Source organism: Streptomyces sp. CA-142005, assembly GCF_050942335.1.
In the GTDB taxonomy this organism is placed as follows: domain Bacteria; phylum Actinomycetota; class Actinomycetes; order Streptomycetales; family Streptomycetaceae; genus Streptomyces.
The window spans coordinates 8911670-8936760 of the sequence record NZ_CP192078.1 but is presented as its reverse complement, the minus strand read 5'-3'; the positions used below and the strand labels follow the sequence as shown (position 1 = coordinate 8936760).

Below are 25091 nucleotides of genomic sequence, written 5' to 3'. Positions count from 1 at the left end.
CCGCCTTGTATTCGTTAGCCGTTGGGTTGCCGACAGGGCAGATCAGCCGAGGTTGTTGCCCCACAGGGAGGTGTCGTTGCTCTTGACGCTGGACACGCCGCCGTAGGTGCCGCCGTCGCCGGTGACCAGGGGAGCGGAGAGCTGGTCCTCGAGCAGACCGTCACGGACCTGGATGATGGTGCTGTTGTGGTCGGTCTTGCCGGGCTTGAACGTCTTGCCGTCGATCGCCGCCTTCACGTAGTACAGGGCGTACTTGGCGTAGAGGTCGGCCGGCTGCGAGACCGTGGCGTCGATCTTCCCGGCGGCTATGTCCTTCAGTTCCTCGGGGATACCGTCGTTGGACACGATGAAGACGTGCTTCTTGTCCTTCGGGTCGACCAACAGGCCCTTCTGCTTGAGCACCTGGAGCGTGCCGGACAGTGCGAAGCTGGACTCCATGTAGACGCCCTTGATGTCCGGGTTGGCGGTCAGGTCGGTCTGGAGCTTCTGCGCGGCGACCGCGCCGTCCCAGTTGGTGGCCTCGCCGAACACCTTGATGCCGGGGTAGTTCTTCTTCATGCAGTCGTTGAACGCCTCGGTGCGGTCGCGGCCGTTGATGGAGTCCAGCCCGCCCTCCAGCATCACGACCTTGCCCTTGCCGTTCAGCTTGGTGCCCAGGAACTGGCAGGCGTTCTCGCCGTAGGCGCGGTTGTCGGCCCGCACCACCATGAACACCTTGCCGGTGTCGGGGCGAGTGTCCACGGTGACGACCGGGATCTTCTTCGCCTCCAGCTGCCCCAGCGTCGGTGCGATGGCGGCGGTGTCCTGCGGAGCCATCGCTATGCCCTTGACACCCTGGCTGATGAACGTCTGCACGTTGGCGGTCAGCTTGGCGACGTCGTTCTGCGAGTTGGTGGTCTTGAGGGACAGGCCGAGCTTCTTGGCGAACTCGGGCGTGTACTTGATGTACGAGTTCCAGAAGTCGGTGTCGGAACGCGGGTAGTCGACACCGACCAGCGGCGCGTCGCTCGACGTGGACGCGGTGCCCGAGCCGCTGCTGCACGCGCTGAGCAGCGCCAGGGCGGACAGGGCTGAGGCGGTGGAGCAGAGAGCAGTTCTGAGTCTCACGGATACTTCCTCGCGCTGGTCCCGGAGCGGGAGATGGTTTCCAGGGCGACAGCTGTGTGCCGCCACATCGAAGAGATGGGATGTATATATAGGCGGCGGCCGAGGGTGCTGTCCAGGTGTCGGGAGAAAATGCTGGAAACGGGGTAGGTGTGGATCTCGAGGTGATGACCCGGGGCTGAATCAATCCCATCAATGATGCGCACTCGTGATGCGCTGACGGCTTGTCAGTGGACTTCCGTTGTGTTGGCGCGTCCTTCGAGCGACCCGCAAACATTCCATGTCTGGCGCCTGATAATAGGGCGATAGCGCCCATATACGACAAAAATGCGAGCCAAGGGGATGCTTTCATCCCTGCACGCCCGTTGACATGAGTGCGTCACATGGTCGAACTTCGTGCGTAACCTCCGGCGCCCCGGAACCGTGGGCGTCGGGTGTCCCCCTCGTCCCCGACTTCCCGGATGTCCTTATGCCGAGTTCTCTCAACAGACGCCAGTTCCTGTCGGCCGCCACATGTGTAGCGGCGGCAGCCATCGCCGGCGGCGGCCTCGGGGCCGGCGTCGCACAGGCGGCACCGAGCACCTACACGCCCGACTGGACCTCGGTCGACCAGCACCCGCCGGCCCCGGAGTGGTTCCAGGACGCGAAGTTCGGGATCTACTTCCACTGGGGCGTCTTCAGCGTTCCCGCCTACGACAACGAGTGGTACCCGCGCAACATGTACATAGCCGGCAGCGCGGCCAACCAGCACCACGTCGCGACCTACGGCGACCCGTCCGTGTGGCCGTACCACAACTTCATCAACGGGGCGAAGGACCTTGCCGGGAACACCGTGCAGTTCGCACCGAAGCTGAAGTCGGCGGGCGGCAACTTCGACCCCGACGAGTGGGCGCAGCTGTTCGTCGACGCGGGAGCGAGGTTCGCCGGACCGGTCGCCGAACACCACGACGGCTTCTCCATGTGGAACAGCCAGGTCAACGAGTGGAACTCGGTCGCCAAGGGCCCGAAGCTCAACCTGCTGCAGCTGTTCACCACGGCGATCCGGGCCAAGGGGCTCAAGCTGCTGGTCGCCATGCACCACGCGTACCACTACAACGGCTTCTACGACCACGTCCCCGCGCAGTCGGACCCGAGCCTGCAGAAGCTGTACGGGCAGCTGAGCAGGACGCAGGAGAACCAGCTCTGGTACGACAAGCTCAAGGAGGTCATCGACCTCGCCCAGCCGGACATCCTCTGGCAGGACTTCAAACTGGACGCGGTCGACGAGACGCAGCGCCTGAACTTCCTGTCCTACTACTACAACCAGGCCAACGCCTGGGGCCGCGAGGTCGTCGCCACCTACAAGGACGGGTTCGACAACAAGGGCGAAATCTTCGACTACGAGCGCGGCGGCCCGGCCGACCTGACCACGCCGTACTGGCTCACCGACGACAGCATCTCCAGCTCCAGCTGGTGCTACACGCAGGGCATCGGCTACTACAGCATCAAGCAGATGCTGCACGCGTTCATCGACCGGGTCAGCAAGAACGGCAACATGCTCCTGAACATCGCGCCGATGGCCGACGGCACCATCCCCCAGGCACAGAAGGACATCCTGCTCGGCATCGGCGACCACCTGAAGCGCTTCGGCGAGTCGATCTACTCGACCCGCGCGTGGACGGTGTACGGCGAAGGCCCGACGAAGATGGGCGGCGGCGCCTTCACCAATCCGACGGCCGGCACCGCGCAGGACATACGCTTCACCCGGAACAAGGCCGACAACGTCCTGTACGCCACCGTCCTGGGCTGGCCGGGCAGCTCACTGACGATCAAGACCCTCAGCTCGGACCGGATCAACCTCTCCTCGCTGACCTCGGTAAAGCTGCTCGGCTCCACCGCCGGCACCTACATCGACCTGCCCACACCGGTCCAGAACTCCTCCGGCCTCACGGTCACCCTGCCCGCCTCCGCGCCATACAGTGCCAACGCCTACGTCCTGAAGCTCTCTTTCTCCGGCACCATCCCGGGCATGCTGCCGCTCGCCGGCGCAGTCGCCTTCGCGGACGTCAACTACACCGGCAGCTCAGCCGCGTTCACCCTCGGCGACTACACCGCGGCCGACCTGACCGCGGCCGGACTGGGCGCGCGCACCATCTCCTCCCTCCGTCCGAACCCCGGCTACCAGGTGATCGGTTACTCTGGAGACAACTTCACCGGCTCCTCATGGACCTTCACCGCCGACAACCCCGACCTCAGGGGCACCGGCAACAACGACCAGATCACGTCGCTGAAGGTCCAGTTCAACCCGTCGACGTACTTCCGGCTCACCAATGTCACCGACGGCCTCGCCCTGGACAGCGGCGGTAACGTCGCCTCCGGGTCCAACCTCAAGCAGTGGACCTGGGACAGCAGCCCCAACCTCCAGTGGCAGGCGGTCGAGGTGGGCGGCGGCTTCTACAAGCTGGTCAACCGCACCAACGGCATGGTCGCCGACGGCTGGGGCGCCACCGCCGACGGTTCAGCGGCCAGGCAGGCGCCGTGGAACGGCGGCCCGAACCAGCAGTGGAAGATCACCCCCCGGGGCGGCAACAGCTACTCGATCGCCAACCGCACCACCGGCCTGGTTCTCGACGGCGGCGGCAACGTCGCATCGGGCTCGATCACCAAGCAGTGGACCTACGGAAGCAGCACCAACCTGCTGTGGACCTTCACGGCGCTGTGACCCTCGCACCCGCATGACAAGCGGCTGCGGCGGGCGCGCTCCGGGGACCGGGGACTTCCGGTCGCCGGACGTCTCGTACCGGCCGAGCTCGGTCAGCTGCAGCACTTTGGTGGCCCCGGCGACCACGCGGGTATGCCCGGCGGCGGTCACCGGAGTGCTGCTGCCGGAGGCGACGACGCGGGCGACGCCTTCGTAGCCGTATGTGCCCTACCCCAACGCGTACGCATCCATTACCGGCTGTGGTCGACGAGGTCGCCCACGAGCCGGCTACACCACCACCCCCTGACGGAACTCGCCGGCAGAACGAGCCGGTTTCGACCGCGCCTGTTCGCCGGCTCCCTCGCCCGCGTTTCCCAGGACCCGATGCCTTCGGTGTGTCAGGTGCCTCCTTCGAGCCGGCCAGGTCCGGATGGGCGGCGTGGGCGGAACCGCAGAACTTCTCCGGGTTTTTGAGATCCCGGTGTCCGGCCACCGGTCTTCACGTCCGTAAGGATCACCAGCACTTCAGGAAGCACCCTGACTCGATGAAGCGATCTTGGCACCTTGTCCTGGCGTCGGCTCTCGTCGCGGGAGCCGTCACACCGGTGGTTGCGGTGGGCGGCGCAAGCGCCGCGGACGGCGACATCACCTCGGCCGTCCTGGCGAACCGTGATGTCGTCCTGACCGGCGACGCGGTCGTGCGCGTCCCGCAGGGAACCCACACGTACACAGGCGTGATCAGCGGTGAAGGAACCCTTCGCGTGTCCGGCACCGGCACGCTGGTCCTCGCCAAGGACAACACCTTCACCCTGCCGCACTCCCGGCAGCACCAGAGGGTCCGGATCCCGGGCGACAACCATCCGTACGTCGTGGTCGACCGTCCCGACGAGCCCGCGGTCACCGTGGACGCGGGGGCAACCCTCCAGTACGGCACCGGCGGTACGGCCGGCCTGATCGGGTCCTTCCCGTACAACACGCCGGGTTACCAGCAGAACCAGGACAACATCCGGGTGGACGGCACACTGCGCCTGTCGCTGACCCGCCTGTTCAACCTGGGCGTCATCAGCGGCTCCGGCCTGGTCACCCAGCCCCGGAACATGTGGGGAACGCTCCAGATCTGCGGCACCAACCCGTTCTCCGGCGTCTTCGACAACGGCACGGGCGTCAACTTCGCGAGCACCACCTGTGCCGCCGAGCTGCCCAACGCCCGCTCCGTCGTCAACCGCGGTTCATGGATCATCGACACCCCGCTCGACCACACTGTCGTACAGCGGCAGAACTTCTACAGCCACGAGTACGGCAACGACGTCAACGTGCACTCCCGCCCGGGCAGCAAGGTGATCCTCACCGGCGTCTACAGCTGGAGTGACAGCGGCGACGGTGCGGCGCCCTCGCTGAGCGACCCCGGATTGAACTGGCGACCCGTGGCCCACAAACTCAACAAGCGCGGCACCAACATCGAGGGCGCCGACGTCCAGTGGGGCGACGGGACCACACACCGGATCTTCATGCCCGGCACGGCACAGACGGTCTACATCAACCTGCACGCCAGACGGCAGCGCTCCCGGCTCACCTTCGACTACAACGGACCGGTGACCCTGGGCGCGCCCATCGGCGGCGGCATGTACCACGACACCCTCGGCGCTCCCGGGGCCGGGGACGTCGTCATCGCCGGCACCAGCGGCAACGACGTGACCTTCGCAGCAGCGCAGTACTACGACGGATCCACCACCATCGAAAGGAATGCGACCCTCCATCTCGGCTCCGGGACCGCGGGCGGCGACGGAAGCCTCCACACCGGCGGAGCCTTCGACAAAGTGATCGACAACGGTTCACTCGTGCTCCGCAACAGCAGGACACCCACCCTCCTCCCGGCGGTGACCGGTGCCGGATCGGTGACGCAGAGCGGAGCCGCGGCCACCACCGTCACCAGCGCCGCCTACACCGGCGCCACCACCGTGGCCAAAGGCGGCCTGATCGTCTCCGGGACCTCTCTGCGGACATCCGACGCGGTCGCTCTGACCGGTCCTTCGGCCGTCCTGGACCTCAGCAGGGCACGCGACACGACCCTGCGCAGGCTACGGGTCGTCAAAGGCGCGAAGATCCTTCTTTCCCGGAACTCCCCCGAGCTGACCGTCGGTTCGACGACCGCAACAGTCTCCGGTACCCGTCTCGCCATCGGCGGGGCACGCTTCTCCGTGAGCCGGGGCGACACCCACACCGTGCTCACCGCTCTCACGTCCACCACGGCCGCACACCCGTCCTCCGCCGCGGCAGGACCGGCCCCCTCCCCCGCCCGGACCGGCCGAGCGGCCACGCCCCTGGGCTCCTCCACCGGCACCATGGCGGACACCGGCGGCAACTTCGGTGCTCGGTGGACCGTCACAGGGCTGGCGGGCGTCGTTCTCGCCGGCGTCGCCGCGGTCTTCGTCTTCGTACGCAGCCGCTCGCGTCAGCGTACGGCCCCGCGTCACTCCCGCTGATCCCCGGACGGCACGGATTCCACCGGCCCGCGCATGGCTGCCGGCGCTCACCTCTTACGATGGCTTCGCTGCCACGGTGCCGGTGATACCGACGGCGGTCACCCGAGGACCCCGCAGCCCGGCTCGGTCGGCGTGAGCGGGGCCTCGTACCCGCGGCAGGTCGAAGGGAGAGCCGATGCCAAGGCATGCCGAGCCCGCGGCCGACGTGATCGCCGCCGCTCGGGCCGGCGAACGCGGCGCCCTGGAAGAGCTCAGCTCCCGGACGCTTCCGCTGGTCTACAGCGTCGCGGCGCGTGCGCACCCGTACCGCGACGACGTCGACGACATCGTCCAGGAGACGATGATGCGCATCCTGCGCGGCATCGGGGGGCTGGAGCGCCCGGAGGCGTTCCGGTCCTGGGTGATCACCATCACCGTGAACGAGGTCCGCGACCACATCCGCAGGCGCGGCAGGAGGGAGACGACGGGAGCGGCGTTCGACGCGGCTGAGCACCGGCCCGACCCGGCCGCCGACTTCGCCGAGGGGGTCATCCTCGACCTGCGGCTGTCCGGGCAGCGCGAGGAGACCTTGCGCGCGACCCGTTGGCTCGACGAGGACGACCGGGAGCTGCTGTCACTGTGGTGGCTGGAGACGGCCGGCCGACTCGCCCGGGCCGAGCTCGCTTCCGCTCTGGACATGACCGGCCATCAAGCGGCTGTACGGGTGCAACGCATGAAGGAGCGCCTGCACATCTCCCGCGTCATCGTCCGAGCCCTCGCGGCCCGGCCCGCATGCGGGGAACTGACCCGGCTGACCCTGGACTGGAACGGGGTCCCCAGCGGCCTGTGGCGCAAACGCCTCGGCCGCCATGTGCGGCAGTGCCCGCGGTGCGCGCGCCACGAGGAAGGCATGCTGGCCCCGGAAGGACTGCTGGCGCCCCTGGCCCTCCTGCCCGTGCCGGCGGCACTGCTGGCCTGGCGCCCGTGGCTGTCCGCGGGAACGCACGCCGCGGCGGCCGACCATGCCGGTACCGCGGCCACTTCAGGCGGCGGGGGTTCCGCGAAGGCGGGGACCGCAGGGACGGGCCTCACCGCGAAGGCCGTGGTGGCGGCGAGTGCGCTGCTCGCCGTGGGCGGCGCGCTCGTGTACGCGGCCCCATGGTCCAGCCCGTCGGCGCGTCCGGCCACCGCCCCGACGGCTTCCAGCCCGGCACCCGCGCCCTCGCCCACCGCATCCGCATCACCGTCGCGGCCGGCACCGGCACCGGGCTCGGCCGTCTCACGTCCCTCGCCCCGGTCCCTGCCAGGGCCGCGGTACGGGTCGGTGGTCGACACCGTGGACAGCGCGCCACCGCCGGACCGCCCGCCCGCCGCATTGCCCCACCGCCCGCAGACCACGGTGACGATGACGGGGCTCAAGAGGCACCTGGACGGCTACCAGCTCGTCCACCGCGGGGACACGGTGGTACTGCGTGGGAAGGGCTACTTCACCGTCCACTGGGACGTGATGTACGGCCTGCGCCCCGGGCTGCTGACCATGCCCTCGTGGACCGGGCTGCGGGGAAGGCTGTTCCACGTGGCCTCGGGCGGCGGTCACCGCATGGACGACCGCCGACCGGGCTCGACCGCCGGCGGCACCTGGATGGGCAACAGGCGGCAAGGACTGATCACCCTGCCGCCGGGAGCCCAGCAGATGTGGCAGAACGAGTACTACTACCTCGACGGCAGCGTCACACTCCACCTCAACGAAACCCAGGCCGACTACAACCTCGACGTCCTGCCCTCCTCCTGGCAGGAGACAGCCGACGACATCGCCACTCCCCCGACCCCGCACTCCGCCGACCGCGAACGGTACGGACTCGTGCGCGACACCGGCCACGACGACGCCCCCGTACCGCAGTACACCACCCGCTCCACGCCGACCGACGCGGGCTCCGTGCCCCAGCACTCCGCCGTGTCCTGACCATCGCCGGTTGCTTCTGGCCGCGCTGCTGCACCAGCTCCCGAAGGACGTGCTGCGCAGGCTGCGGCCGCTGATGCGTCCGTCACGGTGCTGCGGTGACACCGCGACCTGCTCGCGCGCCGCCACGCCGCCGCCTCCCGGCTCTGGCGTCCGGGCCGACGGCAGACCGTGCACTCCGTCCGGGCCCTCGTGTTGCGCCTGGACGGAACGCAGCCGCATCGAGTTGACGAGCCGCCGCGGTCTCCTTCGACGACGTCGTCGGGGTGGACTCCTTCGGGCCCTTGGGCGGCGAGTGCATCGGTGTGCGACCCGGGTCAGTTACCCGGTGTCCCACGGCAGACGGGCTGACACTACGGCCAACAGCGGCCGGTAGGGGTGGTGGGAAGGGCAGCGATCAGCTGCGGGGTAGGGCGGTTGGGGGACGCCGACGCTGAAGCCGGCGCACCACAGGTATCCGGCAGGAGACGCTGCAAGCGTAGCCGGGAAGACGGTCAGCGCCGCTTCCGGTCCGGCATGCCCATCATGATCGGGGCTCCCAGCCGTGCCGGGAGCCCCCATGCTCCACGTTACGTCCCGCCCCGGCCCGTGGCCCGACAACATGCCGGGGCCGGGTCTCGACACCACGGGCGGCGAGGGTCCCGGTGCCGGAAGCGGGGTTCACACTCACACCCGGCTCGTCACGACTGCCCGCGCACTGGCCCCATGCGACTTGGGAGTCCACGGACGCTCCTTGTGGTCGAACCGGCGCACGCAGGTCTGGTTCAGCCAAGCGTGCCGAGACGTGCCGGCCTGCTCGTGCCGTGGACCTGTCGTGCGTGGGCGGCGTAGCGGCGGCGCCCGATGACCGGTACCAGCAGGCGGACGGGCAGCGGTGCATGGGCCAGTACCGCCTTGATGACCGCGGGGTCACCCTCGTACATGGCCATGCCGAAAGTCAGAGGCACGTCCCATTTGGGGGTCTTCGCCAAGCCATGCTCGCCCAGTTCTCTCCACTCCGCGGCGGTGACATGCTTCTCGGCCAGCGGCAGTACGTGCTTCTCCTCGGTTGCCATGTGCTCCAGGAGCGCAGACAGCAGCACCTCGAAAGCGCGGGCGAGCTCCTCGCCGCCCCGCCCGGTGCGGCGCCAGCCGGAGAGGAGTCTGCTGGCCTCCGCATGGGCCTGGTCGATGGCCTGGTGCTGCTCCTCCATGATGGGCACGATGAAGGCGGCGTCCTCGCCGCACCGCCGGAGGAGCTTGGGCCACAGCAGGAGGTCCTCACCCTCATGATGCGTTTCCAGAACTCGGCAGATGAATTCCGCATGCGCGGCTACGACGGCGGCGCGCTGGACGTCGCCCGGGACGGCATCCCGGATCAGCTGCGGAAGCAGCCGGAACTCGCGGCGAAAGGCTGCATGCGCCATGCGCATGTCTCGTACATCGGCCATGGGCTCGTTGACGGTCGGAGTCACTACCATTCCTCGGATTGACAAAACCTCGTCGGTCTCCAGAGCCCAGAACCGACTCCCGATAGCCAATTCCACCAAACGGTCACATGTGGCGGTGAGAACGATCCTGCTGTCCGTATGCACGATGCTGCCAACTTTGCGAGTCGGACCACTGTGTCAATCGACAGCCACGACCTTCACCACGCCCACCCCTGGCTTCATCGAGCGCACAAGAATGCCGAAGAAATATTTCTCGTCATGGCACCGGCGCAGTGTCACGGGGCGTCCGGGCATGAGTTCAGCAGCCGGTGACAACCGCCGATCACCCTCGCGACTCCCGCTCACCAAGGTCACCTTCACCGGGGTACGGCTTACATTGCGCAGAGTCACGGCGATGGTCCGCGGGCACCTGCCCAGGTGACCTGTCGTGCAGTTGAAACGCACGTCGCCGAAGGCGGTCGTACCGCACCAAGGCGCTGAACACGCTGGACAAGAACAAGAAGGGCTTCTTCCTCATGGTCGAGGAAGGGCGTCGACGAGTTCGCACACAGCAACAACGGCACGCGTGTCCTGCAGTCGATGCAGCAGCCGGAGAAGGCCGTCGCCGTCGCCCGCGCCTACCAGGCGACCCACCCGGACACCCTCCTCGCCGTCACCGGCGACCATGACCGTCCCGCCTGTCACGACGGAGACGAACGAGTCACTGGCGGTAGCACTCGGTCGGCCACGAGATCGCGGTGGCTGCCGTGGCCGCGGCCACGGCAGCCAGACGCTGGAAGTCGAGTGTGTCCGGTAGGTCGGTGGGCTGGTGATAGTGCGGGTTACGGAAGTTCGCCGTGTCGGTGACCATCAGCGCGGGTACCCGCCGGTTCCAGAAGGGTGCGTGATCGCTGCGTCCCAAGTGCTGTGCCGGGGGAACCGCCAAGCCGATCAGCATGCCCAGCAGCCCGTCGGGCCTCGGGTCGCGCAGCAGGAGACTCGGTAGGGACACCGACGTCGCCGCGGCAGCGCGCTGCCAGGAACGGGCGGCCGCGGCCGAGGACCGCCGATGGACGACGAGGGCGAAGTTGCCCCGCAGGCCATCCGTCTTGACCGCCGCGGAAATGCGGGGGAAGGCAGCCGTGAAACCGGCCGGCAACTTCTGGCTGCCGCGGGCGTCCGTGTAATAGCCGACCGACTCCAGGCAGATCATGCCGGCCACCCGTCTGCTGCGGCTCAGTTCACGCGCGGCATGGCGAGCCCCGATCAAACCCAGTTCCTCCATGTCGAAAATGGCGAGGGTGACCGGCGGCACGACCTCCAGCCGACTCAGAAGGCGTGCCGTCTCCAGGACCACCGCGACTCCGGAGGCGTTGTCGTCGGCCCCCGGACTGCCGCTGACAGTGTCCAGATGAGCCCCGATCAGCACCGTGGAACAGGTGTGGGCACCAGCCGGCGAGGCAATGAGGTTCGTCCCCCGAAGCCGGCGATGCAGCCGTGGTTTCAATGCCAGAGCCCGGTGGCCGTGCCGGTCGGTCGAGCCCCACTTCCATCCCAGGTCGAACGGTTGCCGCTCGACCTGCCACCCGGCGGAGGTCAGTTCCTCACCGACGTACGACTCCGCACGTTCCATCGCGTCCGGAGTCCGGCGCCGGCTGCGCGGCTTCGCAGCGAGGAACTCGACGTCGCGACGCAACCGAAGAGGCTCCACGAGAGCCTCGAAGTCCCGGACGGTCGGCATGCCAGGCGTCATCACCACCTCTTCCCCTGGCACAAAGGCGCCGCAGGAGCCGGCAGATCACACGCGAGTGCCCGGCGCGGCGTTCCCAGCCTGACGCTGATGCCTGAGTTCGCAGTCGTTGACCGATTCCACCACACGGTCGTAGGGGCGGGGAGAACGATCCCGCCACCCACTTGCCCGTTACCGTCGACTTTGCGCTTGGGCTGCCGGCCACAGCCATGGCCACGAAGTTGCCAGTATCGTGCCATCGCGCAGCAGTATCGTTCTGTCCTCCTGCAGAAGCCGCGTGATGGAATCGGTCAATGAAAGGCCGGGAAGCGGTTCTGAGCGCCCGAGCCGAATCATGACGGCAATCTGAGGTAGGGCAGTGAATCCGACCCTGAACGCACCCATGGCCGATGTGCGCGACATGTATATGGCTCATGCAGCCTTTCGTCGTGAGTTTCGTCTGCTGCCGCAACTGATCCGGGCCGTCGCCTGGGGCGACACCGCGCGCGCCGAGGTCGTCGGCGCACACGCGGAGCTTGTGTGCCGCGTTCTGCACACACACCATGAAGGCGAGGACCTGCTGCTGTGGCCCACGCTCCTCCAGCGCGGCGGCGAGGAAGCGGCGGCCGTCGTGTCCACCATGGAAAGGCAGCACCAGGCCATCGACCAGGCCCACGCCGAAGCAGCCGGCCTCCTGCCCGCTTGGCGCTCCACCGGGCACCGCGGCCAGGAGCTGGCCGACGCCTTCGAGTTGCTGCTGGACCTCCTCCTGGAGCACATGGCAACGGAAGAGGAACAAGTGCTGCCCCTGGCGCACATGCATGTCACCGCGGCGGAGTGGCAACAGATCGGCGAGCACGGCATGGCGGAAACCCCCAAGAGGGAACTTCCGTTGGTATTCGGCATGGCCATGTACGAGGGCGACCCCGCAGTCATCAAGGCGGTGCTCGCCCACGCACCGCTGCCCGTCCGCCTGTTCGTGCCCATCATCGGCCGTCGCCGCTATGCCGCCCACGCCAAACGCGTCCACGGCACGCCCACCCCCGCCCGCCTGGGCACCATTTCATGAATCCGACCCCAGCCACCGCCTGAGCACACGATCAGCCCCGTCGGCGGCTGTAACAGCCACCTTGCGCCCGCCCTTGCCGCAAAAAGCGCGGCGGCCGCCACGTAGCGGTCACGGCCGTACTTTCACCGAAGAGGAGCCTCGTGCCAGACAGTCGGCATCGACGAGGTGAACACGCGCCGGGGTCGCAGATGACGGGGCCTGCGGCAGCCACCAGTGCTCTGCCACCCATGTCCGTCCTCGAGCCGGCCCTGGCCGAAAGGGGCCGCAGCGCCCACGAAGCCCTGGCGGCTGTGGTCTCGAGCGCACAGCAGGCCAGGAGACTCGGTTTCCGTCGGGTGTGGGTGGCCGAGCACCACAGGTACCGGTCAGTCGCCGGCGTCGCGCCGGCCGTGATGTCCGCCCACCTCGCGGCGAAGACGTCCGGCATCCGGATCGGTTCCGGCGGAGTCCTCCTGACCAACCACGCTCCGCTCGTCATCGCCGAGCAGTTCAGCACACTGGCGGCAGTGCATCCCGGCCGCATCGACCTGGGAGTCGGGCGCGGACCCGGCACGTCCGACATCAACACCGTACGGGCACTGCGCCGCGGGCGCTGATCAGGCGATCCATGCCGAGTACCGCACCAGCCTGGTGGAACTGCTGGAGTACCTGGCTCACGCGAGTGAAGCACGTGTGCTCACCGGGGCCGACACCGCTCCTCAGCCGTGGCTGCTGTCCTCCAGCGTGGCAGGCGCCGAACTGGCCGCCGAACTCGGTTTGCCGCTGGCCTTCGCTCACCATATCCAGCCGGGCAACACGCTCGAGGCACTGGGCCGCTACCGGGACCGATTCCTGCCCTCGCGCTGGTGCCAGACCGCACGTGTTCTTGTCAGCGTCGAGACGCTCTGCGCCGACTGAGGCCGAGGCGGCCTACCTTGCACGGCCGGCACTGCTCGCCATGGCTGCGGCTTTGGCAGGCCACGGCGGGGACGCGACGCTCCTTTCACCGGCGAAAGCCGCTGCCCACTCGGCTGTTGCCGACGGACGTGTCGGGGTCAGGGGGCGTCGCGTCCCGGGGACGTCCCGAACATCCTTCGGTAGTCCCGATTGAACTGTGACGGGCTTTCATAGCCCACGCGGTGGGCGATGTCTGTGACGCTGCCCGCCCGGGCCCACAGAAGTGTCCGGGCGGTCTGCAGGCGTATGGTCTTCTGATACTGGATCGGTGTCGCGGCCGTCGCTGCTCGAAAGTGCCGGTGGAAGGACGAAGAGCTCATGCCGGACAGCCGGGCGAGATCGGTGACGTTGAGCGGCTCGTGATAGTGCTCGCGGATCCAGCCGATGGCCCGGGCGATGTGCGCGAGACTGTTGTTGGCCAGGACGATCCTCCGTACGAGCGCGCCTTGGTCCCCGGTGATCAGCCGCCACAGGATCTCCCGCTGGTACGACGGACCGAGAACCCGCAGGTCGTCCGGACAGCGGGCAGCCCGGAGCAGGCGTACGACAGGGTCGAGCAGCTTGGGGGTGGCGTCCCTGACGAAGAATCCGTCGTCGGCGGGTGGCCTGGCCGCGGTGCTCGCCTCGGGCAGGAGCGATGCGATGGCCTGCGGCCGGAGGTCCATGATGAAGACCGCAAGGGGTTCGTCAGGGGCCGCCTGGACGACCTGGCTGGTTGACGGCTGGTCGAGCGAGGCAATCAGGTACTTGCCGGCTCCGTACTCGTACGGCTCGCCGTTGACCAGCGTGCGCATGGTGCCCTGAGCCACGATCGCCAAGGTGGGACCCGGCATCGCGGCGACGACCGGGGCCGTCGGCTCGTCGACGACCGCAACGGACACGCCGAGCCCGACCGTGGCCTTTCGGCCGACGTCCCCAACGTGTTCGAGAATGAGCTGACGCAACTCCTGCAGAGGTTCCATCGTCAGGCTCCACCGGCCGGCGCCCTCGTCGGACGAAACATGATGGCCACCTCATGCCAATGTCGCCGACGTGTGGTGGCCGTCGGTCGGGGCTTCTTCTGATGTGTGAAGTCGCTCTTCCGCCCAGATGGTCTTGCCTCGGGAATCATGGCGTGTGCCCCAACGCTGGGCGAGCTGGGAGACGATGAACAGTCCCCGTCCGCTCTCGTCGAAGGTGTTGGCGCGCCGCAGGTACGGAGAGGTGCTGCTGCCGTCGGAGACTTCGCAGGTCAGTCCCGCACCTTGGAGGATCAGGCGCAGCCGGACCGGAGGGCGGCCATGGCGGATGGCGTTGGTGACCAGCTCGCTGACGATGAGCTCCGTGGTGGGTGCGGTGTCCTCGAGGCCCCACGCGGTCAGCTTCCCCCAGACGTACTTACGGGCCTGGGAGACGGCGGCAAGGTCGTCCGAGAGTTCCCAGAAGGCGACATTGTTGCTGTCGAACGTGCGGGTGCGCGCGGCGAGCACGCTGGCGTGGGCGTAACGCCTGTCGGACTGCAGAGCGTTGAGAGCGGACTGACAGAGAGCCGTCAGGCGGGATGGCGATCCGAGGCCCGCCTCGGGCAGCACGGCCGGGCCGGCCCCGGCTGCCGGGTCGGGCGTCCAAGGGGTGTGTGCGTGCAGCAGGAGCACACTGTGGTCGGGGAGATCGACCTCAGTGGCCTCTACAGGCGAGGGCGCCTGTCCGAGGGGAGGGCCGGCAGGAACGTCGACAGTCGTGACCACGCCGTCGGGCTGGAGTACGGTCAGTGCTGGGTAGCCTGCGCCGGCGAGGGTGCAGCGGGCGGAGACGGGGTCGTAGACCGCGTACAGGCACCCCACGGTGACACCGGATGCGTCCTCGCTGTGCCGACTCGGCTCGCCGTCGTGCCGCAGTCGGGTCAGAACATGCGCCAGGTGGACGAGGAGCTCCTCCGGTTGCAGGTCCATGTCGGCCAGCGTGCGCACTGCGGCGCGAAGTTCAGGGGCGAGAGCGGGCGCGGGACTCCCGTCTTCCGCGACGGAGCCGGCAACGAGCGCAACCCGGGCGCCTGGCAGCGGTATCGCGTCGAGCCAGTGGGCCTCGGCCTGCACGGTGCCGTCGGCAACCGCGCAGCAACCGGCAAGCTCCACCGCCGCAGGCTGCGGCAGCAGACCGGAGTGCATGCTGGTCGTCGAGGACGCAGAGGTGTCGCCGGAGACATCGTCGACGGCCTGCTGCACATCCGAGCTGATCCGTGTGCTGTCGACGCTCCGCATGGGCCGCTCTGCGGCGGTGCCGGCACGATGTTGCAGGCGCAGGCGCGTCCGGCACATGACGAGGCTCAGAGCGAGGGAGAGCGTGGCCGCGCCGATCACAACCGCACGGCCCCCTTCCGACACTCCACGGATCGCAAAGCCGTAGACGGTCACACTGGCCACCAGCGTCACCACCCCGATCGCGAGGGTGCGCCGAAGGGGAAGCAGGCCGGCGGCCACGACGGGCGCCAGTACCGAGTAATCGGACCAGCGGACCAAACCACCGGCGGATGCCGCCAGTTGTACGGCGGAGGTTGCACCGAGGTAGGCGACCAGCAGCGAGCACGGCCACCAGGACAGGCGTCGTACAGTGGTCATCCCGGTCACTGTCCTTTCATGACTGGCGCGTTGTGCCGCACGGTGTGCGTGTCGTTCACGTCGGCACGTCCGTCCGTCCCGGGGCGCCGTCGGGTCATTCGTCGGAGGGCTGCGGTATCGGCATCAGCGGGTGGGGCAGTGGACGGCCACCATGGCGAGGTCGTCGTCCAAGTGCGGACCCACATGGCCGTTGAGGTCTTGGCTGATGTGCTGCAGGAGGCGTTGTGGACACCTCCAGGACCAAGTGGCGGCGCGTTCAAGGACGGGATAGAAGTTCCCGCTGCTGTCACGGGCTTCGACGAGTCCGTCGGTGTAGAGCAACAACGTGTCGCCGGGAACGAACGAGAAGGCGTGCAGGGGGAAGGCATCCGTCGCGCTTCCGGCCAGTCCCAGTGGCGGAGCCGGCCGGCTTACGCGCAAGAGGCTCACTCGCCCGCGTTGCTTCAGCAGCGGCGGGGGATGCCCACAGCTGACGATCCGGACGATCTCCTCTTCGTCGGGGAGTTCGGCCAACAGAGCGGTGATGAAACGCTCGGCGCTGTCGGGATCCCGCTCCGACATCTCGGCCAGGTGCCTGCGGACGCTGCGTTCCAGGGCAGCCGCCAGCTCCGGCAGCGTCTCGTGTTCATGGGCCGCCTCGCGGAAGGCGCCGAGGAGGGCGGAGGCGTCCTCGACGGCTGGTAGGCCCTTGCCGCGGACGTCGCCTATGAGGATGCGGGTCATGCGGCCGGTGCGGGCGGCGGCGTACAAGTCGCCGCCGACCAGCGCGTGCGCGGTGGCAGCCCGGTACAGCGATGCGGTGCGCAGAGAGCCCAGTGTGCGTGGGATGGGCCGCAGCACAACCCGCTGGGTCGCCTCGGACACCGCCCGCACCTGCGTGAGTTCCCTCAGGTCGCGATCGTGCAGAGCGCGAGCGAGGATGGCGAAGCCGGAGACCGCCAGCAGTGCGCCGATGTGGATGGGCAACAGCGGCGAATGCAGCAGGCCGTCGTGCCAGTCGACGAGGACTACGGCGGCGCTGGCGGCCAGAGCCATGGCGGCCGTCAATGGGGTTCGCGCGAACGCCGCGGTGCAGGTGGGGGCTGCCACGAGGAGCGGTGAGAGGTGAACGGCCACCGGGGCGAAGGACGCCGCAAGGGTGATCGCCGCGATCAGCAGGAGCGGTAGTGCCACCTGTGCTCGGGTACTTTCGTTCGGTGATCGACCGCGACCTGTGAGGCGGTGTCGGAAGCGATCTTCCCGGTGGCGTCCACGGCTGTGCGCGAGAGGGACTTCGCGACCGTCGAGACCGGGCACTGGGACACCGCGAGCAAGGAATTTCATGGGTGGTCCTGTGAGGGGATCTCGTGAGAGTCCGATTCGGCTACGGCGCAGCTGAGGCGCTCAGATGCTCACGGCTGCTCTGTGGGGAGATTGCGCGCGCTCAGGCGCACCCATCGCTCTTACCGCACCCTTGCCATTTTCTTATCGCATTGCGAGAAAGCTTTTCCGCTGTGCGGACTCAAATGTGCGGCGCCGGGGGCGTCCAGGTCAAGGCCATAAGTCCGATTTATTCATTACAGAATTCGAACGTCAGGTCAGGTCAGGGTGCCCAAGCGCGCCGGCCTGGCCGTCCCATGGACACGCCTGGCATACGAGGCGTAGCGGCGGCGCCCGATGACCGGCACAAGCAGCCGGATGGGCAATGGCGTGCGGGCGAGCACCGCCTTGACGACGGCCGGATCACCCTCGTACATGGCCATACCGATAGTCAGCGCCAGTTCCTTCCTGGGGATCCCGGCCATGCCATGCTCGCCCAGCGCTCTCCACTCCACGGCGGTGACATGTTTCTCCGCCAGAGGCAGTACCAGCTTCTCCTCCGTCGCCATGTGCGCAATGACCACGGCCAGCAGCAACTCGAAGGCATCGGCGAGTTCCTCGCCACCCTGCCCGGCGGACCGCCAGCTGGGGAGGAGCCTGGCTGGGCGCAAGTAGGCCCGGTCGATGGCCTGGTGCCGCTCCTCCATCGTGGACACGACGGCCACGGCCTCATCTCCGCCGCGTGCGAGGAGTTTGGGCCACAGCAGCGCATCCTCGCTTCCAAGATGCGCGTGGAGGATTCGGCACACGAGCTCCGCGTGCGCGCCTATGATCTCCGCGCGCTCGGCGTCGCCCGGGGCGACGTCCCGGATCAGTTGCGGAAGCAGCCGGAACTCGCGGCGCAAAGCGTCATGTACATGCCTCGTACATCAGCCATGGGTTCATCGATGATCAAGTTCACTGCCGTTCCTCAGCTGCCACAAGATGATCGCCGCGAAGACTTACAGGTAAGCGAGCGCTTTTATCCTGTCGCAGCGAGGGAGATCTGCTCACCCACGCGGCACAATTCCAGCACGCGGTCTCATTCGGCGAGGAGAACGATCCTGTCACTCACTTGCACGATGCTGCCGACTTTCCCCTCTCTGCTTCCGAGGCCTCGTTGTGCTGGTAGCGGCTCTTGTATGTCGCGAGCAAGCTGCTGTGCATGGCGAGAAATACAGCTAGCGGTAATGCCGGCCGGATGTCCGCCCGGGATGCTGGACACATGCTGCGCTGCCTGATCATCGACGACTGCCCCTACTTCCTCCAAGCCGCTCGCCGTCTGCTCGAGGGGCAGGGTGTCGCAGTCGTGGGCGTAGCATCCGACAGCGCGCAGGCGTTGCTGCAGGCCGAGCAACTCAGGCCGGAGGTGGTGCTGGTGGACATCGATCTGGGTGCCGAAAGCGGCCTGGAGTTGACTCGCCGGCTGCTGAGCGAGACGGGTCCCTCTCCGCCCCGGGTCATTTTGGTTTCCAACCACAGTGAGGACGACTATGCTGAATTGATCGAGGAGAGCCCCGCAGTCGGCTTTCTGGGAAAAGTGGATCTGTCAGGCGACGCCGTTCGAGCTCTGCTCGCCAAGGATGACGACGATCACCAGGGCGGCTCGGTCATCGAGCCTCGAGAAAGGTGATGACGGCCCGGACACGACGATGATAGTCATCTGTCTCCGGCAGGTTCAGCTTCGCCAGGATACTGCGCACATGTTTCTCCACCGTTCCCTCGGTGACCCACAATCGCCGGGCAATACCGGCATTGGAGCGGCCCTCGGCCATCAGCTCCAGTACCTCGCGCTCCCGCGCACTGAGTACTGCCAGCGGGTCCTCCCTGCGACGGGCGGACACCAGTTCCTGCACCAGTGCGGGATCCACCACTGACCCACCCCTGGCGATCCGCTGCATCGCCTCCATGAAGTCCTGCACATCGCTTACGCGGCTCTTGAGCAGGTAACCGACGCCGTGGCCACTCTCCAGGAGTTCCAATGCGCGCTCCACCTCGGCATACGCCGACAAGACGAGGATTCCCGTGTCGGGGAACTCCTGCCGGATGGTGCGGGCCGCGTCCAGCCCTTCGGTGGCCTGTCCGGGCGGCATCCGGATATCGGTTACGACCAGATCCGGCCGCGCCCACCTGACCACGTCGAGCAACTGGACGGCGTCGGCGGTTTGCCCCACCACCGTGCAGCCCGCACCCTGGAGCAGGCTGGCCAGCCCTTCGCGAAACAGGACATCGTCCTCGGCGAGGACGACCCGCAGGTCCGTCGTGGCCGGTCCGTTGTCGCTCGGCTCGTCCCCGGCTCGGGACGCCGAGCCTCCTGGCGTCATGCCTACATTGTCCTCGGGCCTCGTCCGGTCAGCACCTGCCGGAGGCCCGCGCAAACCCTGTTTCACCGACAGGGAGGAATCCGTGCGTCCGCTCGCCTCCCATGCCCGGGGAACCGGCGCGAACGGCGGCCTCGTACGCCGCGTGGTCGTCGCCTGTGGCCTCCTCGTGCTCCTCATCAGCTCGGCCTTCGCCGTCCTGTTCCGCTCGGACGTCGACCTGCGCGCCACCCAACGGCTTGCGCAACGATCCGAAGAACTGCTCATAGCGGCCAACCAGGTGGAGCACCAAGTCCTCAACCTCGAAAGAGACTTGCGCGACTATGAACTGACCGGGCAACAGCAGTTCGTCAGGCGCTGGCAGGTTGCTCAGGCGGCCTTCCCCAAAGAAGCCCGCGCGCTGAGGTGCCTGGCCAAAAGCAGCCCTGAGCAGCGGATCAGCGCGGAGCGGATCCAACGAGCGGGTATCTCGGTCCTCATCAAGGAATACTCCATGCCCTTGGTGAACGTCGTGAAGCACGACCCCGCGGCAAAACGGAACGCGACCATAGGCGAGGAGAGCAACCGGCGCATGGAGGCGATCCGAGACGATTTCCACCGCATCGTGGTCACCGAACGGAAGCTTGCGGCGGCTCGCGAGGAACGCGCCGCCGAGATCGCCAACCAGGCCGTTGTCGCAACCGTCGGAGGTCTGACCGGATCAGTCGTGCTCGTCATCGGGTTCGCCGGCTACGTCACCCGCGCGGTCGTGCATCCCGTGCGACGAGCAGCCGCCATGGCGGGCCGGCTCGCCAGTGGCGACCTGACCGCACGCACGCCGGAGACAGGGGTCGGCGAGATCGGCGCACTGGAGGGCAGCTTCAACCGGATGGCCGACTCGCTGCAGGACAGCCATGCCGAGCTGTCCACCTCACGGTCCAGGATTCTTGCCGCCGCGGACCAGGCCCGGCGACGTATCGAACGTGACCTGCACGACGGCACCCAGCAGCGGCTGGTGGCTCTGGTGCTGGAACTGCGGGCCGCCCAGAGCGCGGTACCCGCGGATCAACCGGAGTTGAAGACCATATTTGTCCGGGTGACCGATTCGCTGCTGGCGGCACTCGACGATCTGCGTGAACTCTCCCGCGGCATTCATCCCGCCGTCCTCTCCCAGGGCGGCCTGCCCCCCGCGCTCAGGGCTCTGGCACGTCGATCCCTGGTTCCGGTCGAACTCGACGTCGATGTCCCCCAGCGGCTGCCCGAGCCGGTCGAGGTGGCGGCGTACTACGTCGTCTCGGAGGCACTGGCCAACACCGCCAAGCACGCCCTCGCGTCCTACGCCCACATCTCCGCGCGGGCCTGTGGCGACGTGCTGTGTCTGGCCGTTCACGACGACGGTGTCGGAGGGGCGGTATTGGGGCAGGGCTCGGGTCTGGTCGGCCTCGCCGACCGCATCGGAGCCCTGGGCGGGACGCTCACCGTCCACAGCCCCAACGGCCAGGGAACCACCCTGCACGCGCGCCTTCCCCTGACGCAGCCATAGCCCTCGGACTCGTCTTCGTCCCCGAATGGCGGCCCTTGGCGTCGGCATGCGCCAGGCGCTGGCTTTGGTGGGAGGGCCGTTGGTGACGGCCCTCCTGTGGGTCTGACCGGTCGTCACCACGGCCCTTGAACCGGGTAAGCGGCAGATCACGTACATGCATACCGCTTCGAGTCGTGTCAGGTTCGGCTGCGTCACCTTTCCTCCGCCAGCGCACGACAGCGGTGGTCGCAGCGGTGCACCGCAAGCGGGTACGCGGGGAGATGCTGGGCCGGGATGGCGCCGTCGGCCGACGTCTCTCTGCCGGGAATCAGATTGTTGAACCGCAGCACTTTGAGAACCATGGGGTGATCGGCCAGCAGGGTCAGCGAGCCCCCGGCCTCGTGGATTCGGCGCGCGGCGGCTGCCAGGGGACGCACTCCCGCACAGTCCAGGAACGTGACCTGCCTCAGGTCTATGACGACCTCAGGATGGGTGCCGCTGCTCGCGGCGGTGAAGATGGCGCCTGTATGTGCGGCCGTGGCGATGTCCAATTCACCGGCCACATTCACCACCATGGGCCGAGTTCCGACGAATACGGTGCAGACAGCTTTCACTTGTGTTTCCCGTTCTGGAAGAGGCTGATGTCTACAGGGTCGTGAGCTTCGATGCGCTCGGACCGGCGATCACGGCTTCGCCCGGTTCAGTCGGACCGGATCCGCGAACACGTCCACGCTAGGAACACACCCAGGGCGTAGTCATTGCAGCCAGCCCCCACCGGACCCCTCCTGCCAGCCACCAGGCGGGCCTGGGCGGGAGTGTCCGGCGTGAGAGGCCTCCAGGCATGAGCTACGACGTGGCCGCCTGGGAAGGCGAAAGGCCGGCGGACGACAAGGCCACCGGACTTCCCCATGCGGTGGAGCATGGCCGAGGCTCGACGCCCTTGCGGGCCGTCGGTGCGTGCCGCTCCTATCAGTTCGAGCAACTCGCCTGCGCTGGGCGGGATTTCGGGCGTGCAATGCCGCATGGCGCTCACACCATTTGAGTGACTTGTACGACTATTTTCGGTAAATGAGAAATAGATGTGCAATTCCTAATAAGCAATGTCTTTCCGTGATGTCGCGGCACCAACGGGCGCAATATCGACGCATCCCCGGCCGGCCGGTCGGGGAGTGGCGGGGCGTCAGTCCCGACTCTCGACAGAAAGGCATGATCATGATCAACGCATGGAAGCGGGCTGCGGCCCTGGGGGCGGCGACGGTGGCCCTGACCGCGGGCGCGGTCGTCGGGACGGTCGGCACCGCGTCGGCCGCGCCGCAGAACCACCACCCGTCTCCTACGGGGTGGCGCCATTGCGTGGTGGTGCCGGGCCACTGGGTGCGGGACTGGCGCCCGGTGTACCGGGACTGGGACCGGGACCGGCACCACCGCGCGTCCGCCGACCGCTGGAACCGCGTCTGGCGACCGGCCCACCTGGAGTGCCACCACCGTGACACCGTCGGCCGCCGGTAGGAGCGGCGGCGACTTCACCGGCCCTGGTATGCCCCGTTCGGCGGCGTACCAGGGCCGCTTCATGCCCCGCACCGCCCTCCCCACTTGTGGGCAACTCACGCTCATTGGGGGCACGACAGCGCCGTTCGAGGCCAAGCCGCACTCGGCTCCCCGTATTCGCGCCGTCGATCGGTATCGTCCGCCTCACCGGGTCTGCCGCACGACGGCCCACGAGGAGGATCACGATGGCCGATCGCACACCGGGAACCGCGCCCGGCGACGGAGGTGCGACACAGGTGCCGGATCCTCATCATCCGTCCGCGCACGACACGGTGCGCCTCGCGCTGGTGATCGGTGCACTCGGTGTGGTCTTCGGTGACATCGGCACCAGCCCGATCTACACCCTCCAGACCGTGTTCAACCCGAGCGACCCACACCCAGTCCCCGTCACCACGCAGAACGTGTACGGAGTGGTGTCGCTGGTGTTCTGGTCGGTGGTGGTCATCGTCCTGGTCACCTATGTGCTGCTGGCGATGCGCGCCGACAACGACGGTGAGGGCGGCATCATGGCGCTGATCACCCTGGTACGGCGGTGGGGCTCACAGCGCAGCCGGCGAGCGGCGGCCGTCCTGGCCGCGCTGGGCATCTTCGGCGCGTCGCTGTTCTTCGGCGACAGCATGATCACCCCGGCGATCTCGGTGCTGTCCGCGGTCGAGGGACTCAAGGTCGTTCAGCCGTCGCTGGACAGCGCGGTCGTCCCCATCACCGCGGTGATCATCGTGGTGTTGTTCCTGGTGCAGCGCCGGGGAACCGCGGCGGTGGGCCGGGTGTTCGGGCCGGTCATGATCGTCTGGTTCGTGGCCATCGGCGCCTGTGGGGTCACGGGGATCGCCGACCACCCGCAGATCCTCAGGGCGCTGTCGCCGACGTACGCCCTGGGCTTTCTGTTCGGCCATTTCGGCACCGCCTTCTTCGCCCTGGCCGCGGTCGTGCTCGCGGTCACCGGCGCCGAGGCACTGTACGCCGACATGGGGCACTTCGGCCGCCGGTCGATCACCCGCGCCTGGCTGTTCTGCGTCTTCCCCGCCTGCATCCTCAGCTACTTCGGCCAGGGCGCGCTCATCCTCGCCGATCCGCGCAACATCAGCAGCCCCTTCTTCCTGCTCGCGCCCGACTGGGGGCAGTGGCCGATGGTCGTGCTGGCCACGGCGGCCACCGTCATCGCCTCCCAGGCGGTGATCACCGGCGCGTACTCGGTCACCTCCCAGGCCGCCCAGCTCGGCTACCTGCCGCGGCTGCGGATCGCGCACACCTCGGAGTCCACCATCGGCCAGATCTACGTCCCCTGGATCAACTGGCTGCTGATGGTCTCGGTCCTCACCCTGGTCTTCGCCTTCCGCAGCTCCGCGGCGCTGGCCTTCGCGTTCGGCATGGCGGTCACCGGCACCATCACCATCACCACCCTGCTGTTCTTCTACGTCGCCCGCGCGAAGTGGGGTACGCCCAAGTGGCTGATCGGCATCGGCGCCGGCGTGCTGCTCTTCGTGGACCTGCTGTTCGTGGCGGCCAACCTGACCAAGCTCGTGCACGGCGCATGGCTGCCGCTGCTGATCGGCGTGACCGCGTTCACCGTCATGACGACCTGGCAGCGCGGCCGCGAGCTCGTCACCGCCGAACGGGCGCGGCTGGAGGGTCCGCTGCCCGAGTTCGTCGACGACCTCCGCTCGGAAAGGGTCCCGACGCTGCGGATCCCCGGCACGGCCGTCTTCCTCAACCGGGGCAAGCAGACCGCGCCCTTGGCCATGCGGGCCAATGTCGAGCACAACCACGTCCGGCACGACCAGGTCGTGATCCTCTCGCTCGAGACCGAGCCCGTGCCGCGCGTGCCGGCCGAGCAGCGGATCGTCGTCGACGACCTCGGTTACGCCGACGACGGGATCATCCACGTGACCGCCCGGTTCGGCTACATGGAGACACCGGACGTGCCCGGCACGCTCGCGATGCTCGATCCGTCCCAGACCGAAGGGCCGCTGCAGCTCGACCAGGCGTCGTACTTCCTGTCGAAGATCGACCTTCGGCGCGGCAAGTCCCCGACGATGGCACCCTGGCGCAAGCGGCTGTTCATCGCCACCTCCTACATCACGGCCGACGCCGCCGAGTACTTCGGTCTCCCCCGCGATCGCACGGTCATCATGGGCTCGCACGTCGAGGTGTAGCGCGCGTACGACAGCGGTCGCGGACCTCGGCCTCGTCCAGGCCGGCGAGGCCGCCCGGGTGGAGCCCGGCGGTGGACGCCGGCCAGACCGACAAGGTCGGTGGCGATGGCGGTGAACGCGGTGTCGCGAACGGTGGGCATCGGCGGGTCCCCTCTCAGCCGATGGGCAGGCGAGCGCGGGAACGACCGGGGTCACCGGCTCGGGAGCCAGGGGCATGAACCGGGGGTCCGGATCCACCAGGCTCGGCTGGCCCGATCCATGTCTTCTCCGGTGGACCCCGG

Annotated in this window: 21 protein-coding genes; 11 read left to right on the top strand and 10 right to left on the bottom strand. The window is 67.9% G+C overall.

Translation table 11 applies throughout. The annotated features are described in order from the left end of the window. Window positions 1-42: 42 nt before the first annotated feature. Window positions 43-1107, bottom strand: coding sequence for a sugar ABC transporter substrate-binding protein (locus ACQPXS_RS41190; RefSeq protein ID WP_433454624.1), 1065 nt, complete (start codon window positions 1105-1107; stop codon window positions 43-45). 466 nt (window positions 1108-1573) lie between these two features. Here ACQPXS_RS41190 and ACQPXS_RS41185 point away from each other — a divergent pair, with 466 nt between their 5' ends. The 3 genes from ACQPXS_RS41185 (at window position 1574) to ACQPXS_RS41175 (ending at window position 8209) form a co-directional block, all read left to right on the top strand. Beyond that, the gene (locus ACQPXS_RS41185; RefSeq protein ID WP_433454623.1) at window positions 1574-3805 is read left to right on the top strand and encodes an alpha-L-fucosidase; all 2232 of its coding nucleotides are present in this window, start codon (window positions 1574-1576) and stop codon (window positions 3803-3805) included. Between the two features lie 524 nt (window positions 3806-4329). Beyond that, a complete protein-coding gene (locus ACQPXS_RS41180; protein ID WP_433454622.1) occupies window positions 4330-6267 on the top strand; it encodes an autotransporter in 1938 nt (645 codons plus the stop codon). A 175-nt stretch (window positions 6268-6442) separates the two neighbouring features. After that, window positions 6443-8209, top strand: coding sequence for an RNA polymerase sigma factor (locus tag ACQPXS_RS41175; protein ID WP_433454621.1), 1767 nt, complete (start codon window positions 6443-6445; stop codon window positions 8207-8209). 761 nt (window positions 8210-8970) lie between these two features. On the opposite strand, the gene ACQPXS_RS41170 is transcribed toward ACQPXS_RS41175, so the two are convergent. The 3 genes from ACQPXS_RS41170 to ACQPXS_RS41160 form a co-directional block, all read right to left on the bottom strand. After that, window positions 8971-9660: a hemerythrin domain-containing protein gene (locus ACQPXS_RS41170; protein WP_433454620.1), complete on the bottom strand. Its 690-nt coding sequence runs from the start codon at window positions 9658-9660 to the stop codon at window positions 8971-8973. A 153-nt stretch (window positions 9661-9813) separates the two neighbouring features. Then, window positions 9814-10026, bottom strand: coding sequence for a hypothetical protein (locus ACQPXS_RS41165; RefSeq protein WP_433454619.1), 213 nt, complete (start codon window positions 10024-10026; stop codon window positions 9814-9816). Window positions 10027-10336: 310 nt separating this feature from the next. Beyond that, window positions 10337-11356, bottom strand: a complete 1020-nt coding sequence (locus ACQPXS_RS41160) for a M28 family peptidase (protein ID WP_433454618.1) — start codon at window positions 11354-11356, stop codon at window positions 10337-10339. 367 nt (window positions 11357-11723) lie between these two features. On the opposite strand from ACQPXS_RS41160, the gene ACQPXS_RS41155 reads away from it, so the two are divergent. The 3 genes from ACQPXS_RS41155 to ACQPXS_RS41145 all read left to right on the top strand — a co-directional run bounded on the left by ACQPXS_RS41155 (window position 11724) and on the right by ACQPXS_RS41145 (window position 13310). Then, window positions 11724-12413, top strand: a complete 690-nt coding sequence (locus ACQPXS_RS41155) for a hemerythrin domain-containing protein (RefSeq protein WP_433454617.1) — start codon at window positions 11724-11726, stop codon at window positions 12411-12413. 227 nt (window positions 12414-12640) lie between these two features. Next, window positions 12641-13009 (top strand): MsnO8 family LLM class oxidoreductase, encoded by a 369-nt coding sequence (locus tag ACQPXS_RS41150; protein WP_433454616.1) that lies wholly within the window; start codon window positions 12641-12643, stop codon window positions 13007-13009. Window positions 13010-13043: 34 nt separating this feature from the next. Continuing rightward, window positions 13044-13310, top strand: a complete 267-nt coding sequence (locus ACQPXS_RS41145) for a hypothetical protein (protein WP_433454615.1) — start codon at window positions 13044-13046, stop codon at window positions 13308-13310. A gap of 137 nt (window positions 13311-13447) precedes the next feature. On the opposite strand, the gene ACQPXS_RS41140 is transcribed toward ACQPXS_RS41145, so the two are convergent. The 4 genes from ACQPXS_RS41140 to ACQPXS_RS41125 form a co-directional block, all read right to left on the bottom strand. Further along, window positions 13448-14311: an AraC family transcriptional regulator N-terminal domain-containing protein gene (locus ACQPXS_RS41140; protein ID WP_433454614.1), complete on the bottom strand. Its 864-nt coding sequence runs from the start codon at window positions 14309-14311 to the stop codon at window positions 13448-13450. 51 nt (window positions 14312-14362) lie between these two features. Next, the gene (locus tag ACQPXS_RS41135; RefSeq protein WP_433454613.1) at window positions 14363-15946 is read right to left on the bottom strand and encodes a SpoIIE family protein phosphatase; all 1584 of its coding nucleotides are present in this window, start codon (window positions 15944-15946) and stop codon (window positions 14363-14365) included. Between the two features lie 123 nt (window positions 15947-16069). After that, window positions 16070-17119, bottom strand: coding sequence for a PP2C family protein-serine/threonine phosphatase (locus tag ACQPXS_RS41130; RefSeq protein WP_433454612.1), 1050 nt, complete (start codon window positions 17117-17119; stop codon window positions 16070-16072). 404 nt (window positions 17120-17523) lie between these two features. Beyond that, complete coding sequence (locus ACQPXS_RS41125) at window positions 17524-18150, bottom strand: hemerythrin domain-containing protein (protein ID WP_433454611.1); 627 nt, start codon at window positions 18148-18150, stop codon at window positions 17524-17526. A gap of 359 nt (window positions 18151-18509) precedes the next feature. On the opposite strand from ACQPXS_RS41125, the gene ACQPXS_RS41120 reads away from it, so the two are divergent. Next, window positions 18510-18917 (top strand): response regulator, encoded by a 408-nt coding sequence (locus ACQPXS_RS41120; RefSeq protein ID WP_366487394.1) that lies wholly within the window; start codon window positions 18510-18512, stop codon window positions 18915-18917. On the opposite strand, the gene ACQPXS_RS41115 is transcribed toward ACQPXS_RS41120, so the two are convergent. Then, a complete protein-coding gene (locus ACQPXS_RS41115) occupies window positions 18895-19608 on the bottom strand; it encodes a response regulator (protein ID WP_433454610.1) in 714 nt (237 codons plus the stop codon). The genes ACQPXS_RS41120 and ACQPXS_RS41115 overlap by 23 nt on opposite strands. A gap of 82 nt (window positions 19609-19690) precedes the next feature. Between ACQPXS_RS41115 and ACQPXS_RS41110 the strand changes: the two genes are divergently transcribed. Beyond that, complete coding sequence (locus tag ACQPXS_RS41110; RefSeq protein WP_433454609.1) at window positions 19691-21127, top strand: HAMP domain-containing protein; 1437 nt, start codon at window positions 19691-19693, stop codon at window positions 21125-21127. Window positions 21128-21318: 191 nt separating this feature from the next. Here the strand turns inward: ACQPXS_RS41110 and ACQPXS_RS41105 are convergent, their stop codons facing one another. Continuing rightward, entirely contained in the window at window positions 21319-21681 is a 363-nt protein-coding gene (locus tag ACQPXS_RS41105) for an STAS domain-containing protein (RefSeq protein ID WP_365324776.1), read from the bottom strand. 266 nt (window positions 21682-21947) lie between these two features. On the opposite strand from ACQPXS_RS41105, the gene ACQPXS_RS41100 reads away from it, so the two are divergent. From ACQPXS_RS41100 to ACQPXS_RS41090, 3 genes are all read left to right on the top strand, one after another. Further along, a complete protein-coding gene (locus ACQPXS_RS41100; RefSeq protein WP_433454608.1) occupies window positions 21948-22148 on the top strand; it encodes a hypothetical protein in 201 nt (66 codons plus the stop codon). A 170-nt stretch (window positions 22149-22318) separates the two neighbouring features. Continuing rightward, entirely contained in the window at window positions 22319-22615 is a 297-nt protein-coding gene (locus ACQPXS_RS41095) for a hypothetical protein (protein ID WP_433454607.1), read from the top strand. Window positions 22616-22839: 224 nt separating this feature from the next. Then, on the top strand, window positions 22840-24810 hold the full coding sequence (locus ACQPXS_RS41090; RefSeq protein ID WP_433454606.1) for a potassium transporter Kup: 1971 nt from the start codon (window positions 22840-22842) through the stop codon (window positions 24808-24810). Window positions 24811-25091: the final 281 nt, after the last annotated feature.

Excerpts from the sequence above, each read along its gene's own strand:
- ACQPXS_RS41090 (WP_433454606.1), top strand. The coding sequence starts at position 22,840 with ATGGCCGATCGCACACCGGGAACCGCGCCCGGCGACGGAGGTGCGACA.
- ACQPXS_RS41105 (WP_365324776.1), bottom strand. The coding sequence starts at position 21,681 with ATGGTGGTGAATGTGGCCGGTGAATTGGACATCGCCACGGCCGCACAT.
- ACQPXS_RS41100 (WP_433454608.1), top strand. The coding sequence starts at position 21,948 with ATGAGCTACGACGTGGCCGCCTGGGAAGGCGAAAGGCCGGCGGACGAC.
- ACQPXS_RS41095 (WP_433454607.1), top strand. The coding sequence starts at position 22,319 with ATGATCAACGCATGGAAGCGGGCTGCGGCCCTGGGGGCGGCGACGGTG.
- ACQPXS_RS41160 (WP_433454618.1), bottom strand. The coding sequence starts at position 11,356 with ATGCCGACCGTCCGGGACTTCGAGGCTCTCGTGGAGCCTCTTCGGTTG.
- ACQPXS_RS41115 (WP_433454610.1), bottom strand. The coding sequence starts at position 19,608 with ATGACGCCAGGAGGCTCGGCGTCCCGAGCCGGGGACGAGCCGAGCGAC.
- ACQPXS_RS41135 (WP_433454613.1), bottom strand. The coding sequence starts at position 15,946 with ATGACCACTGTACGACGCCTGTCCTGGTGGCCGTGCTCGCTGCTGGTC.
- ACQPXS_RS41185 (WP_433454623.1), top strand. The coding sequence starts at position 1,574 with ATGCCGAGTTCTCTCAACAGACGCCAGTTCCTGTCGGCCGCCACATGT.
- ACQPXS_RS41120 (WP_366487394.1), top strand. The coding sequence starts at position 18,510 with ATGCTGCGCTGCCTGATCATCGACGACTGCCCCTACTTCCTCCAAGCC.
- ACQPXS_RS41180 (WP_433454622.1), top strand. The coding sequence starts at position 4,330 with ATGAAGCGATCTTGGCACCTTGTCCTGGCGTCGGCTCTCGTCGCGGGA.
- ACQPXS_RS41175 (WP_433454621.1), top strand. The coding sequence starts at position 6,443 with ATGCCAAGGCATGCCGAGCCCGCGGCCGACGTGATCGCCGCCGCTCGG.
- ACQPXS_RS41150 (WP_433454616.1), top strand. The coding sequence starts at position 12,641 with ATGTCCGTCCTCGAGCCGGCCCTGGCCGAAAGGGGCCGCAGCGCCCAC.
- ACQPXS_RS41140 (WP_433454614.1), bottom strand. The coding sequence starts at position 14,311 with ATGGAACCTCTGCAGGAGTTGCGTCAGCTCATTCTCGAACACGTTGGG.